Consider the following 14,233-nt stretch of genomic DNA (forward strand, 5'->3'; position numbering starts at 1 on the left):
AAACAGCTAAGTTTTAACTAAGGCCTGTTGGAGCCCAGATATGGCAAAACCAAAGACCATTTTGATAATTAGTGGAATTCTTGTAATAAGTGGAATAGTAATTTCGTTTCTTCAATCTGAATCCGAAATGGATGATCTGGCCAGCGCGCAACAGAGTCTAACAGCTGGTTCATCGATGAATGTTAGTAAAAATTTGGACCCGATGAAGAGTAAAAATGGGGTGTATTCAATCCAGATATCAGATTTTAAAGATGGGATAATCTTGGCATCAGTGTTGTTGATCCTAATGGAAACACCATCATTACAAAATCAATAATAAAAAGTCCATTTCAAGAAAATTTCACAATCTCTTCCACCGGCATCTATGAATTGAAGATGCAAAATACAGCACAGACAGATATGCAAATACTTGGAATTATTGGATATTATCCTCAAGGCGCAACCTTGCTCGATCTATTTAACATCATAATCTTGATAGCTGGCCTGAGTGGCCTTGCCATAGGCATGATGTATTTTGTAAAAAATCGTGGAAATTACAACCAAGACAAAAAAGGACGTGCAGAGAATGAATAAAAAGAACAAAAAAGAAATCGAACTGATGATTATAAGCATCTACACATTGGAAGATTGTCAGGTACTGATAGACATGCAATACAGGAAGAAAATTATCTAATTGAGAAATTGATCTAGTTCAGTTAAGCCGTCAACCACACTAGCAAAGTTTTCATCGGATTCCATGATTTTATTGAGTTTATCTCTATCCACGCTAAAACTTGTACTTTTTCCATCTTGTCGTACAATAACAAATCCATGTTCAGTAACATATGATAGTCGAGATTTTATCTCATCTTCTGATATTTGCAGTTTTTTAGTGAGATAGATTGAATCCTTTTCTCCATCCTCTAGTTCAGATAAAATTACTGAAACGTTAGGATCTACAAGCACATCCATCATTTGCCGTTTATCAAAATCTTCATTCATATTTAGTAACCACGTTTTGAACCAAGTATCCTTTTCTTGTTTGAAATGAAATCACTTATTAGAATTTTATCAATTTTTTCAGGGTTAATGTAATAAGATCTTCCTTTTAGTTGCTTTTCTAGATTTTCGACATAGCTTAGTAGTTCTTCCTCTTCACTTACCATGATTGTATCAATCTCAATTCCCTCACGTTTACATTTTTTTGCCTCCTGCAATGTTTTTGCATCAATAGCAGAATCGACTTGTTTGTACCTATAACAAAGGTACACCATTTCATTTCTAATGTCCAGTTTTACTTCCCTCTCATTTTTCATTTTGGCAAGAGTCACATCATCAGGTTTGTAGAAATGCGAATATGGTTTATCTGACAAGATTGCATTTTTTTGAGATTCGTCGTCTACAAAACACGCAGATGGTTGACCGTCTGTAATCATGACTATACGTTTATTGTGTGAGCCATCTTTTTTTAGAATCTTCAAAGCAAGTCGAAATGCTGCTTGATAATTTGTATAGTGTAAAAAATTATCATTTGCATCAAAAGTTTTCAGATACGGTATATCGCGTTGTTTAATTTCTGATGCCAGAGAACCAAAGCCTACAATGTAGATAGAATCATTTGGAAAGAATTTCTTATTTAAAACATACAATGCCCACAGAGCTTTCTTTGCAGCTTCTATTCTAGTCCCTTCGCCAGAACCAAGAGAATATTTCATTGTGGAGCTCAAATCAATACAGTAAACAACAGCAACATTTACTTCTTCTCTTGTTTCAAATTTTTCAAAGTCTTCAAATTCTAATTGAATCGGTAATTCTGCGGTTAGTTGCTTATTCCTAGATCTTTGTACAGAATTCAATATGGTCTTTGGTATGTCTAAATTTTTGACGTCATCTCCTATCTCAAGTTTTTTTGTAGTATCCAATATCGTACCACCAGATCCCGTGTTTTTTGTTTCATGAAGTCCAAATCCTCCTTCATTTATTGCTTTGATTATGTCCTCAAGCATTCTCTGACCGATTTCAAAAAATCCTTTGTTGGTAAGCCATCTTTTGTCATCTTTTAGATATCCCTTTTTCTGTAGGTATTTTGTTATTGGCTCATTATTACCATAAATATCCAGCTCATTTTTAGATTCTTCATCCGTTTCAGATTGTGATGGTTGTTCCTGTGTTATTCCCTGAAGTATTCTTTCCAAATCCTGTACAGAAGGGGTTTTCTCTTTTATCACCTGTTTTGCTACGGTCTTTAGAATTTTGCTTAGTTGTTCATTTGATACATCCGAATCAGCACCTTTCGAATCTTTCTTTTCATTTAGAAAATAGAGAAAGTTTACTATGTTATGCTGCAACGTATGCGCCTTCTTTCTTATCCAAGATCTTAGGTTCTACATAGCAAAGCCCGTCTAGAGCTAATTCCAATATTGCAGACCTAAGCTCATTGCGCATCACTTCAGAAAACACTAGAGAATCTTGGTGCACGTTGTACTTATTGGTTTGATTCACAAATTCACTCTGTTCAGACAATGTCTTTTGGTAGATTCTATCCACCAATACTGATAGAGATTTAAAATTCTGGAGTTGATTTTCGTAAGAAGTGTCTAGGCTATTAGAGCCTAAAATTGCTTGAGAAACTACAAAGGTTTTACCTGCAAATTCTGTTTTAATTATATCAAAAATACTCTGTTCAATATCATTGAGATATTCAAGTGAGGTATCCTTCACGGCAGTATCGATCAAATGTTTCAATGTTTTTTGGACGGTTTTCTATAGTGTCATCCAATTCAGCAAGTTCAAATTTAGCACATTGTTCCATACAAAAGATATCACTTGGTCTAGGTACTGGCAACATATTATGAGATAAGGATCTGGTCCTTTCAGCCTCGCTAACTAGTAACTCAAGACTATGAACACTCATTCTCACACTAACGCCTTTATCCTGATTAATTTCATGACTTGAACGTGCATTTTGTGCTACTCTTGCCAACACTTTGAGCATAAAAATAGGAATGAATGATTTTGGGATCTTAGATTCTTGAGCAATAATGAGCATTTCATGATTCAATGTTTTTGGATAATGCGTGTGTATGTGACTCTTTAATCTGTCATAGAGAGGTTCGATTATTTTACCTGCATGTGTGTAATCTATTGGATTTGCAGTGGCAAAAAATGCAGTTTTTGGTTCAAAAATTACTGGATAAGCACCTGTAGTAAATCGTCCTTCTTGTAATACCGAAAGAAGAGAAACTTGTTTTCGCGTGTCAAGTACTGGAAGTTCATCGATGCAGAATAAACCATGTTTTGCCTGCATTAGTTGTCCAGGAGAATAAGATTCAATTTCATACATTTCCGTTCCTTTTTTTGTTATTTTTATTGCATCAATCTGTCCCACTAGATCTTTTACAGAAATGTCAGGCGTTGCAAGAACATATTTGAATCTGTCTTTTCCCCCTAACCATTCTATTGGTGTTTCAAGTTTGTTATTACGAATTTTTTCCATACTACTAGAATCCATGTAAAACCTAGGACTTGACATGGTGTTTTCCTTATCTTGTAGTAAGCAAAGTAATTCATGAGAAGGCAAATCCATAGGACAATCATTTGTGATGCTTCCTCTTATCACAGGTATTGGCGAGAGCAAATTTTCTGCAATTGTTTGTGCAATCTTGTTTTGGCCTGACCAATTTGGCCGATTAGTATTACATCATGACATGACAGTATGGCACGATCAAGAGATGGAACAACATCATCATCAAATCCTATTATGCCTGGATACTTGATACCATTTGTCTTGATCTTTGAAATCAAGTTCCTTCGTAATTGTTCTTTAGCACCTACTATTTTGTAATTAATTTGCAAAAGATCTCCTAATGTCTTGACAAGTTTGTAATCCTCAGGAACGCCTGCCATTACTTCAGTGTATTTTGGCTCCGAGTTGTAACTTTGATTAATAAGATTTTCAAGATCCTGCGTCAATACGCTAAGTACAGCAGAATTCCGATTTAAAGTATTATTATTTTAGCATGGTTTTTATCGGGGATAGAGGGGATTTTCCAATACTTGTCTTCACAAGAATTTAGACACATTGTTAGGATTGCGGGTAAAGATATACCTGGTGCTAAAAAGACGATAATAGGCGTAAGTCAAGTAAAAGGAATAGGTTACAGTTTTGCAAAATCTATCTTAGACATATTAAAAATAAATCCCAATAGCAACGTAGGCTTTCTCACCGAATCTCAAGTTGAAGAGATAGAAAAAGCAATGAGAAATCCATCATCAGTCAATATTCCTTCATGGTTCCTTAACAGAAGAAAAGATATGGACTCAGGTAGTAATTTACATTTGATCACTTCTGACATAGATTTCAATGTGAGAAATGACGTTGAAAGAGAAAAAGGAATGAATAGCTGGAGAGGATTTCGTCACACTTATGGATTAAAGGTAAGAGGACAAAGAACTCGCACAACCGGTAGAAAAGGTGGTGCAGTTGGAGTTCGCAAAGGTGGAAAGGTATTACCAGCTGGTGCACCAGTTGAAGGTGCGGCAGCTCCTGCAGCCGGTGCTGCAGCAGCTCCTGCAGCTGCTACAGCTGAGAAAGGTGCGGCAGCTCCTGCAGCTGCTACAAAAGGCACAGCAGCTCCTGCAAAGGATGCTAAAGCCACTGCAAAACCAGCTGCTGCGGAAAAGAAGGCCAAATAGGTGAGATAGATGGGAGATCATCCAAAGAATTCTCGCAAAATGTGGAGAAAACCAAAACGACCTCTAAATTATGATCTATTGAGTGAAGAACTGTATGTTCTTGGTACTTATGGACTGAAGAACAAGAGAGAACTTTGGAAAGCACATACAGAACTTTCCAGAATAAGAAACCAGGCAAGATCTCTTTTGGCTTTAACACAAGAGGTAAGGAGCAATAAAGAACCAATTCTCATGAGATCGTTGACACGAATAGGATTAGTAAAAGAAGATTCCACCTTAGATGATGTCTTAAATCTAAAAGTAACTGATTTGTTATCACGCAGATTACAAACAGTAATTCAGAAAAAAGCCAATATCAAAAGTCCTTATCTTGCAAGACAAGCCGTTGTACATGGACATGTCATGATAGGAGAGAGAACGATAAACATTCCATCATATACAGTCACTATAGAAGAAGAGAACCAAGTGAGTTTATCACCGGAGGTAGACTTGGGTAAAGTCAAGCAAAAACCCGTTGAAGAAGTAAAAACTGAACAGCCAGCTGAGTAAAACATACACAATTATTATTTATCCAGAAGTGACATAAAATATCGATATGTGTTCAATCATAGGATATCTAGGCCTCAATCAAGCTGCACCAATAATAGTTAAAGGCCTAAAGAGAATGGAGTATCGCGGATATGACAGCGTTGGGGTTGCTACATTTTCCAATAATCATATTTTAGTAAGAAAAGGAGTAGGAAAAGTAATTGAAGTAAATAAGGCAGTAAGACTTGACGAACTTTCCGGAACCGTTGGAATAGGACATACCAGATGGGCTACACATGGCATGGTCACTGATACAAATGCTCATCCCCATCCATCTAGCACTGGAGAGATAGCCATCGTTCACAACGGAATAATAGAAAACCACGAGGAACTAAAGAAAGAACTTCAGCAGAACGGTTATGGATTCAAAAGTCAGACAGACAGCGAGGTAATTGCAAATCTTCTCCAATACCATTATGATAAAACTAGAGACATAAAGCAGTCAATGGTTCATACTGTTTCTGATCTTAAGGGAAGTTATGCTTTTGTAGCTGTTTTTGAAGATGGAACATTATCTGCAGCAAGATTTCACGAACCGCTCATAATAGGAATTGGAAAAGAAGGATACTTCATTTCTAGTGATGTATTAGGATTTGTGGAGCATACAGATGAGGTCATTTATTTGGATAATAGAGAATTTGTAATTATCAACGAATCTGGAATTCAGATTTTTGATTTTGACGCAAATCCAGTACAACATCAAATCACCAAGGTATCAAAGGAATTTGCTGACGTGTACAAAGGAGAATATGCACATTTTACTCTCAAGGAAATATCAGAGCAACCTACAACTATACTAAATGCTGGAAATAACACAAAACTTGAACTTGATCTAGCAACTGATTTTGTCCGACATGCAAAAACACTGTACATAACTGGTAGCGGAACAAGCTATAATGCTGCACTTGTAGCCAAATTCCTTTTTTCAAAATATGCAAAGATCAAGATAGAACCAATAATATCAAGCGAGGCACATTTTTCACCTGATATTTTTGAGCAACAGTCCATTTTGATAGCATTATCTCAAAGTGGTGAGAGTGCGGATGTATTGGAGGCTGTAAATATTGCAAAGAAAGCAGGCGCAAAAATCATTTCAATTGTGAATATAATGACATCATCTCTGGTTCATTTATCCTCCATATCCATAGGACTGGGATGTGGTCCTGAAATAGGAGTAGCTGCCACAAAAAGTTTCACAGCACAACTTGCCATACTATACAAAATGGCCGATAAGCTATGCAATGGGAGTGCAGGCATGGACTTTGGAAAAGCATCAGAAGCAATCAAAAAGATTCTTTCTGACGATTCTAAGATTAAGGAGATAGCAAAAAAGATCAAAGATGTATCAGATATATACATACTTGGAAGGGGAGTTCATTACCCCATAGCATCAGAAGCTTCACTAAAGCTAAAGGAACTCACATACATACATGCGGAGGGACTTCCCGGAGGAGAGTTAAAACATGGACCGCTTGCATTAATGGATTCCAACACATATGTCATTATGATCAATCCAAACGATACTACCTATTCTGATACGTTAACTAGCGCACGTGAAATAAAAGCCAGAGGTGCAAAGATCATCGGGATCTCAGACAAGCCTAGCGATGTTTATGATTACTGGGTAGAGATACCACGAATGGATGAATCCATGTATCCGTTAGTGGAAATAGTGCCTGTCCAACTTTTGGCTTATTATGCGGCTGTTGAAAAAGACACGGATCCTGACTATCCAAGAAACTTGGCAAAATCTGTGACGGTTAAGTAATTTTTTTATATTCTTTTTCGGTGAGAGCAAGTAATTTTTCTGCATCCATTCCAGTTTTTAACATACATGCTATAGAAGCTCCTCCTGCACCTGCACCTTCTTTGACAAATCCTTCGGCATAGGAACGAAGGCCTGGAATACTGGATTGCCCAAGCCTAAGTTTGGCAACTAATATCGGAATATCAAATATTTGGCCAACCGTTTCAGCTAAATTTGCTGATCTGTCATCTGCAACATAGGAGGTGGTACCTATAGCGGTGTTTTTACCGTCAAAACCCATACTTTTTGCAAAACATAAGACTGCGGCCATCTGCGTCCCACCTGCCAATAGTACCTTTGTGATTTCAGATGAGGTACTAAGTATTCCGGCAACTGTAGGTATCATTGGATCACCAATTTCTGCGACAATGTCAAAAGGATCATTTGATTGCACTCTCTTTAGTGCATTTTTTACAACTTCAGTCTTAAGATGTATCGGATTGTCAGGCATACTACTGCTTACAAGTGCCTTCAGACCAAGCCCCTCAAGTACTCCAAGCGCTGTTGTGGTTCCTCCTGGAATACTTTCTCCAATTACTAAACAGTCGGTTGAAGCACCAAGAAATCTACCAATTATTCGCCCATATTCTACTGCTTTTCTTATCTCTTCTTGACTTAACGCAGCTTCATTTGAGATATTTTTCCCATATTCTAAATTCATATCTATGAATGGAAGTTTTGGAGGAATTTTGCTTCCAGCATTAATTACGATGCTTGGTATACTTGCGGCTTCTAACGCTGTTTTTGTTAGAAGGGCTGGTGTGGGTTTGCCATCAGGAGTCATAGGTATAACAGATATGCTCTTACAATATCCATAATGGATAAATTCAGCATCTGCAGGTCCTGTGTATTTTATCAAATCAGGATGTTCTCCAGCAATTGTAATTCCTTGAATTTCCGAGGTTGCAGTATATGATATCACTAGAGAAAAAACAAATCTCTTTTGCTTTGTCTTATCGATAAAATCTAAGCCTTCTTTTTTATTTCCTAGTATCTCTATATCTTGCAAAAATTAATCACTGCTCATAAATTCTAAAAATTCTTTTTCGGTTCTAGGTTGAAGCACAAAATTGGTTTTCTTTTCTCTTCCTATTGTAGATGTTGGCGAATTGCCATAGTTGTGACCAGGATAAAGAATCAGACTATCATCCATCTTTGAAACTATATCAGATAAGCTGTGATAAAGCTCCCTAGCACTGCCGCCTGGAAGATCGATTCTGCCACAGTTTCCCACAAATAATGTGTCACCTGAGAAGATCTTGCCATCCCCTATAAGACACATGCTGTCTTTTGAATGTCCAGGAGTATGAACAACAGTAAGTTCTGAGTTTCCAAATCTGATTTTGTCACCTTCAGATACTGTCACATCATTTTTTAGTGTTGAAGACACATACTGTAAGATCTTAGCTCCAGTCTTTCTCACCATTGCATCATTACCTATAGTATGGTCAAAATGATGATGAGTGTTTATGATGTATTTTACTTGTAGGCTGTTCTTCTCTATTATCTCCACTATCAGATCAAGATCCCATGAAGGATCGAGAATTACGGCTTCGCTTGTTTGTTCGTCTTCAAGTATGTATGTAAAATTTTGCATGCTTCCCACTTCAAGCTGATAAACTTTCATAATATTCCCACCTCAGCCTCTGGTGGAATTCCTATTTTTTCAACTATTATTTTTCCACACATATCCATTCTTTTGGGCATTCCAATCTTCATTTTATGGTATGTAATCGTAACATTTGCTTTTACGCACTTGTCTATCACTGAACCTGAATCAGGATCCAGTCCAGAGGGTACATCAACAGATAGTTTGAAGGCTTGGGATTTATTTATCAAATCTATTGCAGTAGCATAAGGCTCCCTTATTTTACCTGAAACTCCAGTACCCAGAATACCATCAATAATTATGTCAACATTAAGGAGAATCGAGGTTGGATCAGAAGCAACCATGAGATTTACTGAATTCATTTTTTCTAGAATTTTCCAATTAGAGGCAGACTCTTCAGTTTTTATTTTATCCGGGTTTCCAAGTAAGACAACATCTAGTTTGCATCCAAATCCTGCCAGATGTCTTGCTACCACAAATGAGTCACCTCCATTGTTGCCTAATCCTGCAAATACCATGATTTTCTTTTCCTGCAAGTTTTCATATTTCTCAATTAGGTATCTTGCTGTTGATGCTCCAGCATTTTCCATCATCAGTTTTCGAAAGAACCCCATCTGGTGGCCATTTTCTTCTATTTGCATCATTTGTTTAACTGTAATTTCCACATGGTTACAAAAATTTATGTCAAATAAGGGCTTTACCAAATCATAGTACAATGAAATAATTTTATCAGATAGGATGATTTTTCCATAATACGATTATCAAGTGCGGGAGAAGGGATTTGAACCCTCGAAATCCTAAGATACTAGCCCCTCAAGCTAGCGCCTTTGACCAGGCTGGGCGACTCCCGCAGATGCAATACCCATGTATGGTTTTTATAAGCCTTGATTACTTTTTTAAAATGTGCTAATTCCTGTCAGGTGTTTTACTTGTGGAAATTTAATTGCAGATAAATTCAAAGAGTATCAAAATCGCGTCAAAAGCGGCGAGGATCCAGCAAAGGTCCTAAATTCTTTAGGATTAAAACGATATTGTTGCAGAACTATGATGTTAACAGCAGTGGAAACGATTCATCAAGTTATTCCATTTTACGAAGCAATAAGGAGAAGGGAGCAAGAAGTTCAATCCGAGCTAGAGTAGAATGGCACGGATTGCGTCAATAAAGGGGAGGCTACTCTACAACAGTAGAGGATCTAAAACAGTCGAAATAGATGTAATCACAGACAATGGAGATGTTGGCAGGGTTTGTGCACCATCTGGCGCAAGCGTAGGAAAATATGAGGCAATTAGTTTTCCAGACAACAGTCCTGAAAAAGGTCTTGAGATCTTAAAAGCAAACGAAAAAAAATTTATCGGACTTGATCCCTCTGATTTGAAATCTATCCATGAGGCGCTGAGAGAGATAGATTCGACTTCTAATTATTCAAAAATTGGCGGTTCGATTGCATTTTCTCTCACCATAGCCGCAACAGAGTCTGCAGCAAAATCTGAGGGAATTCCAATGTTCAAATTATTAACCAAGGACTCTGATCTTAAATTTCCATTTCCTTTGGGCAATATTTTAGGCGGGGGAGCTCATGCTGGTCCTGGAACTCCAGATATTCAAGAAATACTAGTTTGTGCTACAGGTTCAAAGACCATAAGAGACTCCATTGAAGTTAATTTGTCAGTACACAAAGAACTTGGAAAGATACTAGCAAAAAAAGACCCCGGATTCACAAATGGTAGGGGGGATGAGGGGGGTTGGGCTCCAAAACTTAACAATGAACAAGCATTGGAAGTAGCTGCAAGAGCTTGTGAACAATTAGGATTTACACTAGGAAAAGAAGTTTCGTTAGGAGTAGATTTTGCTTCAACTACACAATGGAATGAGAATAAAAAGAAATATGTCTATGACAGGGCAGGGTTTGAGAATACGCCAGAAGAGCAAATTGACTTTGCCGCGGAAATAATAAAGAAATACAAATTAGCATATGCCGAGGATGCCGTTCATGAGGAGGCCTTTGAAGATATGGCCATCTTAACAAAAAAGTTTCCAAACATCTTGATAACCGGTGATGATCTTTTGGTAACTAATACTGAAATTTTGAAAAATGCTGCAAAGAAAAGAGCATGTAATGCTGCCATTTTAAAGGTAAACCAAGCAGGAAGTCTTTACGATGCTATTGAATTTGCAAAGGAAGCATCCAAAAACAACATAAAATTAATCACATCCCATAGATCGGGAGAATCATCTGATTCACACATATCACATATTGGAATTGCTACAAAATCCAAGATGCTAAAGGTAGGTGTTATGGGAGGAGAAAGAATAGCTAAACTAAACGAATTGCTACGTATCTCAGAGTATGATTTAATACGTGGAATGGTCGAGATTTAAGAACACGTCATGACTAAGCAAGAAGAATTCGAACATATGGAAAAGTATGTGTTGTCTACAGGAATAAGAGTAGGCACTCAGGTTAAGACAAAATTCATGATACCGTTCATTACAAAGGCAACAAATGAAGGTCTTTACATCATAGATAGCAAGAAAACATTATCTCGTATTCAGACAGCTGCAAAATTCATCAACAGGGCAACTATCTCAAAAGTGTTCATTTGTTCAGGAAGAGAATACGCAAGTACTCCAATTGAAAAATTTTGTGAACTTATAGGTGCAACCCCTATGCTTGGCAGATTTATGCCTGGCACTCTTACAAATCCGCTTTTGCCTTACTATATAGAACCAGAATTAGTTCTCGTAGCAGATCCTCAAGTAGATGAGCAAGCGATTTTGGAAGCTACAAATGCTGGAATACCAGTCATTGCGATTGCAAACACAGACAATGTCACATCCAAAGTTGATCTAGTCATACCGGCAAACAATAGAGGCAGAAAATCTCTTGCTGCAATCTATTGGTTATTAGCTAGAGAAATATTATTACAAAAAGGAAATATCAAGCCTGACGAGTCAATGAAATACGAAATAGAAGACTTTGAAACTAAAATAACAGAAGAAGAATTAGAAGAAGAATCTGAAAGAATGCCTCCGATGAGAACAAGAAATCAGAGGCAATAACACAATGCAGATAAGAACACCAGCTGTAGCTGGAATGTTCTATCCAAAAACACAACAAGAATTAAGATCAACTATTAAAGATTGTTTCCTACATAATTTTGGACCCGGAAAATTACCTCCCTTGCCAGATGGCAAAAACATAATCGGAGTCATCTGTCCTCATGCCGGATACATGTACTCTGGTCCAATTGCCGCATACTCTTATTATGCAATTTCTTCATTAAAACCAGATCTTGTGATAATCATAGGGCCAAATCATTGGGGAATAGGCTGCAACATAGCTGCTATGAAAGACGGGTTATGGAGGACGCCACTTGGAGATGTTGAGGTGGATACAGATGCTGCAGTTGAGATTAACAAGGCAACAAAGAATATAGAATTGGATTTTTTTTCACATACAAGAGATCATAGTCTTGAAGTACAAATACCAATGCTACAGGAAATCTATTCTCATAAATTTAAGATACTGCCAATAATTTTGATAGACCAAAGCTACAGTGCAGCTACAAATATAGGCACATCCATATCAAAAATAGCAAAAAATAGAAAAACTGTAGTAATTGGCTCTTCTGACTTTACACACTACGAAGAAAATGAATTTGCACATAAGCAAGACAAATCTTTGATCGAACCCATATTGGAAATGGATGTCAATGAGTTCTATAATATTTTACAGAAAAATCAAATTAGTGCGTGCGGATATGGAGCGATAGCTTCTACCATTATAGCCTGTAAAGAATTGGGCGCAACTAGAGGTACATTAGAAAAGTATGCCACCAGCGGAGATGTTACAGGTGAAAGAAGTTCAGTGGTAGGATATGCGTCGATTATTTTTTCATGAAATCAACAGCATCAGCTCCAGGCAAAGTAATTCTTTTTGGAGAACATTTTGTAGTATATGGTGTCAAGGCAATACTTTGTGCCATTGATAAGAGAATTACGGCAACTTCTCAGTTTTTAGATGAACCAAAAATACGCATAAAGTCAGAGCTTGGAAATGCAGAAATTGATTTTGATACACCGTTGGACATGAATTCAATATCAACCAGGTTCATGAAGCCTTTTTTCCACATTGCAAAAGAAACCTTGAAAGAATTTAATGAAGAAAAAGGCGTAGAGATAGTTCTAAAATCAGATATTCCTGCGGGAATAGGTCTTGGATCATCCTCAGCTGCATGTGTTGCCGTAACAGCATCGGTTGCTGGATTATTTGATAAAAAGTCAAAAGAACAAGTTCTAAAAAGATCTATAGAAGCAGAACGCGTCATATTTGAAGACTGCATCAGGCGCAGATTCATCCGCCTCTACTTTTGGCGGACTGATAGCATATGACAAAACTGGATTTGAAAAAATCGATTCTAAAAATAATCTTAGTTTGATAATTGCAAACTCAAATCAGGTTCATAACACAAGAGAAATTGTTTTGAAGGTAAGAGAATTTAAAAATAAAAATGAAAAGATGTTTTCAGAAATGTGTAAACGTGAGGAGAAATTGGTAAGAGAGGCATTGTCAACATTGAAAGAAAATGATCTAAACAAACTAGGTTCTCTAATATCAGAAAATCAAAAATTATTAGAGAAAATAAACGTGTCAACAAGTAGGCTTGATCTTCTCATAAAAGAAGCATCAGAGACATCATACGGAGCTAAAATAACTGGGGCCGGCGGCGGTGGTTGCATAATTTCTCTAGTAGATGAATCTAATGCATCTGCCACACTAGAGAATTTAAAAAAAAATAGTGACTGTTTTATTGCAAAGATAGACTTTGATGGATTAAGCTATTTGTAATCCAAATAAAAACTCCCTCATAATGATTATAGGCAGAAATATGAGAGATACTTTTTAAAACCGACCATATCATTGTTAAAAATCATGATTTTGATCAAACTTGGCGGATCAATAATTACAAACAAACAAAAACCATTGACAGCTAATATAACCGCAATTAAACAAATTGCTTCTCACTTGAGAAAGGTAAAAGAACAATACATGGTAATTCATGGTGGCGGTTCTTTTGGACATTACTGGTCCGTAAAATATAACATGCACACGAAACCTGATAGATATAGCACCAAAGGTGTTTCAGTTGTCAAAAATTCCATGGTCGATTTAAATAAACTTGTTCTTCAGTCATTTCTTCAATCAAATCTTAACCCATATTGCCTACCTCCAACTGATTTTATTTTTGGAAACAAGCCAATAATAAAAAAAGTTAAAGAAATTCCGAAAATTTCCAATACTGGACTGATCCCTATCTCTTATGGGGATGTCATGTGGTTTGGCAAAAATAAGTTCTACATATTATCTGGAGATAAAATAATGGGGATGTTAACTAGGATCTTAAAACCTCGTCTTGCAATTTTCGTAACAAATGTAGATGGAGTGTATTCTAACATCAAGACTAGGAAATTAATTCGTGAAATAACTACAGAAAAACCTACAATTACAGATGTAAAAATGGATGTTACTGGTGGAATGAGCCGCAAAATAAAA

Annotated in this window: 20 protein-coding genes and 1 tRNA gene; 12 read left to right on the top strand and 9 right to left on the bottom strand. The window is 36.8% G+C overall.

The annotated features are described in order from the left end of the window. The first annotated feature begins 40 nt into the window (after window positions 1-40). Both DYY67_RS10140 and DYY67_RS07060 read left to right on the top strand, forming a co-directional pair. Window positions 41-316, top strand: coding sequence for a hypothetical protein (locus tag DYY67_RS10140; protein WP_218584700.1), 276 nt, complete (start codon window positions 41-43; stop codon window positions 314-316). A gap of 59 nt (window positions 317-375) precedes the next feature. Further along, window positions 376-573: a hypothetical protein gene (locus DYY67_RS07060; RefSeq protein ID WP_166391984.1), complete on the top strand. Its 198-nt coding sequence runs from the start codon at window positions 376-378 to the stop codon at window positions 571-573. Between the two features lie 96 nt (window positions 574-669). On the opposite strand, the gene DYY67_RS07065 is transcribed toward DYY67_RS07060, so the two are convergent. The 5 genes from DYY67_RS07065 to DYY67_RS07085 all read right to left on the bottom strand — a co-directional run bounded on the left by DYY67_RS07065 (window position 670) and on the right by DYY67_RS07085 (window position 3,951). Next, complete coding sequence (locus tag DYY67_RS07065; RefSeq protein ID WP_166391986.1) at window positions 670-981, bottom strand: helix-turn-helix transcriptional regulator; 312 nt, start codon at window positions 979-981, stop codon at window positions 670-672. Between the two features lie 2 nt (window positions 982-983). After that, on the bottom strand, window positions 984-2,327 hold the full coding sequence (locus DYY67_RS07070) for a VWA domain-containing protein (RefSeq protein ID WP_166391988.1): 1,344 nt from the start codon (window positions 2,325-2,327) through the stop codon (window positions 984-986). Continuing rightward, entirely contained in the window at window positions 2,317-2,457 is a 141-nt protein-coding gene (locus DYY67_RS07075; protein WP_218584701.1) for a hypothetical protein, read from the bottom strand. Before DYY67_RS07075 ends, DYY67_RS07070 begins: the two co-directional genes overlap by 11 nt. A gap of 223 nt (window positions 2,458-2,680) precedes the next feature. Then, window positions 2,681-3,616, bottom strand: coding sequence for an AAA family ATPase (locus DYY67_RS07080; RefSeq protein ID WP_218584702.1), 936 nt, complete (start codon window positions 3,614-3,616; stop codon window positions 2,681-2,683). Then, entirely contained in the window at window positions 3,595-3,951 is a 357-nt protein-coding gene (locus DYY67_RS07085) for a hypothetical protein (RefSeq protein ID WP_166391994.1), read from the bottom strand. The genes DYY67_RS07080 and DYY67_RS07085 overlap by 22 nt, the downstream gene beginning before the upstream one ends. An 84-nt stretch (window positions 3,952-4,035) precedes the next feature. Between DYY67_RS07085 and DYY67_RS07090 the strand changes: the two genes are divergently transcribed. The 3 genes from DYY67_RS07090 to glmS are packed head-to-tail and all read left to right on the top strand — an operon-like array spanning window position 4,036 to window position 7,030. Then, entirely contained in the window at window positions 4,036-4,674 is a 639-nt protein-coding gene (locus tag DYY67_RS07090) for a 30S ribosomal protein S13 (protein WP_166391996.1), read from the top strand. 9 nt (window positions 4,675-4,683) lie between these two features. Beyond that, window positions 4,684-5,223: a 30S ribosomal protein S4 gene (locus DYY67_RS07095; RefSeq protein ID WP_166391998.1), complete on the top strand. Its 540-nt coding sequence runs from the start codon at window positions 4,684-4,686 to the stop codon at window positions 5,221-5,223. Between the two features lie 46 nt (window positions 5,224-5,269). Next, on the top strand, window positions 5,270-7,030 hold the full coding sequence (gene glmS, locus DYY67_RS07100) for a glutamine--fructose-6-phosphate transaminase (isomerizing) (RefSeq protein ID WP_166392000.1): 1,761 nt from the start codon (window positions 5,270-5,272) through the stop codon (window positions 7,028-7,030). Here the strand turns inward: glmS and cobT are convergent. The 4 genes from cobT to DYY67_RS07120 form a co-directional block, all read right to left on the bottom strand. After that, a complete protein-coding gene (cobT, locus tag DYY67_RS07105) occupies window positions 7,023-8,078 on the bottom strand; it encodes a nicotinate mononucleotide-dependent phosphoribosyltransferase CobT (protein ID WP_166392002.1) in 1,056 nt (351 codons plus the stop codon). The two genes, glmS and cobT, sit on opposite strands and share 8 nt — an antisense overlap. A 3-nt stretch (window positions 8,079-8,081) precedes the next feature. After that, window positions 8,082-8,696: an MBL fold metallo-hydrolase gene (locus DYY67_RS07110; RefSeq protein ID WP_166392004.1), complete on the bottom strand. Its 615-nt coding sequence runs from the start codon at window positions 8,694-8,696 to the stop codon at window positions 8,082-8,084. Further along, window positions 8,693-9,343 carry an NAD(P)H-hydrate epimerase gene (locus DYY67_RS07115; RefSeq protein WP_166392006.1) on the bottom strand — a complete coding sequence of 217 codons (651 nt, stop codon included), beginning with the start codon at window positions 9,341-9,343 and terminating at the stop codon, window positions 8,693-8,695. Before DYY67_RS07115 ends, DYY67_RS07110 begins: the two co-directional genes overlap by 4 nt. Window positions 9,344-9,444: 101 nt before the next feature. Then, window positions 9,445-9,529: transfer RNA gene (locus DYY67_RS07120), tRNA-Leu, on the bottom strand. 52 nt (window positions 9,530-9,581) lie between these two features. Between DYY67_RS07120 and DYY67_RS07125 the strand changes: the two genes are divergently transcribed. The 7 genes from DYY67_RS07125 to DYY67_RS07150 all read left to right on the top strand — a co-directional run. Further along, window positions 9,582-9,818 carry a DNA-directed RNA polymerase subunit N gene (locus DYY67_RS07125; RefSeq protein WP_166392008.1) on the top strand — a complete coding sequence of 79 codons (237 nt, stop codon included), beginning with the start codon at window positions 9,582-9,584 and terminating at the stop codon, window positions 9,816-9,818. A gap of 1 nt (window position 9,819) precedes the next feature. Then, window positions 9,820-11,058: a phosphopyruvate hydratase gene (gene eno, locus DYY67_RS07130; RefSeq protein ID WP_166392010.1), complete on the top strand. Its 1,239-nt coding sequence runs from the start codon at window positions 9,820-9,822 to the stop codon at window positions 11,056-11,058. Window positions 11,059-11,067: 9 nt separating this feature from the next. Beyond that, entirely contained in the window at window positions 11,068-11,739 is a 672-nt protein-coding gene (gene rpsB / locus DYY67_RS07135) for a 30S ribosomal protein S2 (RefSeq protein ID WP_166392012.1), read from the top strand. Window positions 11,740-11,743: 4 nt separating this feature from the next. After that, entirely contained in the window at window positions 11,744-12,580 is an 837-nt protein-coding gene (gene amrB, locus DYY67_RS07140) for an AmmeMemoRadiSam system protein B (RefSeq protein WP_166392014.1), read from the top strand. Then, window positions 12,577-13,071 (top strand): mevalonate kinase family protein, encoded by a 495-nt coding sequence (locus tag DYY67_RS11010; protein WP_255492976.1) that lies wholly within the window; start codon window positions 12,577-12,579, stop codon window positions 13,069-13,071. Before amrB ends, DYY67_RS11010 begins: the two co-directional genes overlap by 4 nt. Then, window positions 13,010-13,528: a mevalonate kinase family protein gene (locus DYY67_RS11015; RefSeq protein ID WP_255492977.1), complete on the top strand. Its 519-nt coding sequence runs from the start codon at window positions 13,010-13,012 to the stop codon at window positions 13,526-13,528. Before DYY67_RS11010 ends, DYY67_RS11015 begins: the two co-directional genes overlap by 62 nt. A gap of 84 nt (window positions 13,529-13,612) precedes the next feature. Then, window positions 13,613-14,233: isopentenyl phosphate kinase (locus DYY67_RS07150; protein WP_166392016.1), on the top strand; the 621-nt coding region annotated here is incomplete at its 3' end.

Source organism: Candidatus Nitrosotalea sp. TS (genome assembly GCF_011319465.1).
In the GTDB taxonomy this organism is placed as follows: domain Archaea; phylum Thermoproteota; class Nitrososphaeria; order Nitrososphaerales; family Nitrosopumilaceae; genus Nitrosotalea.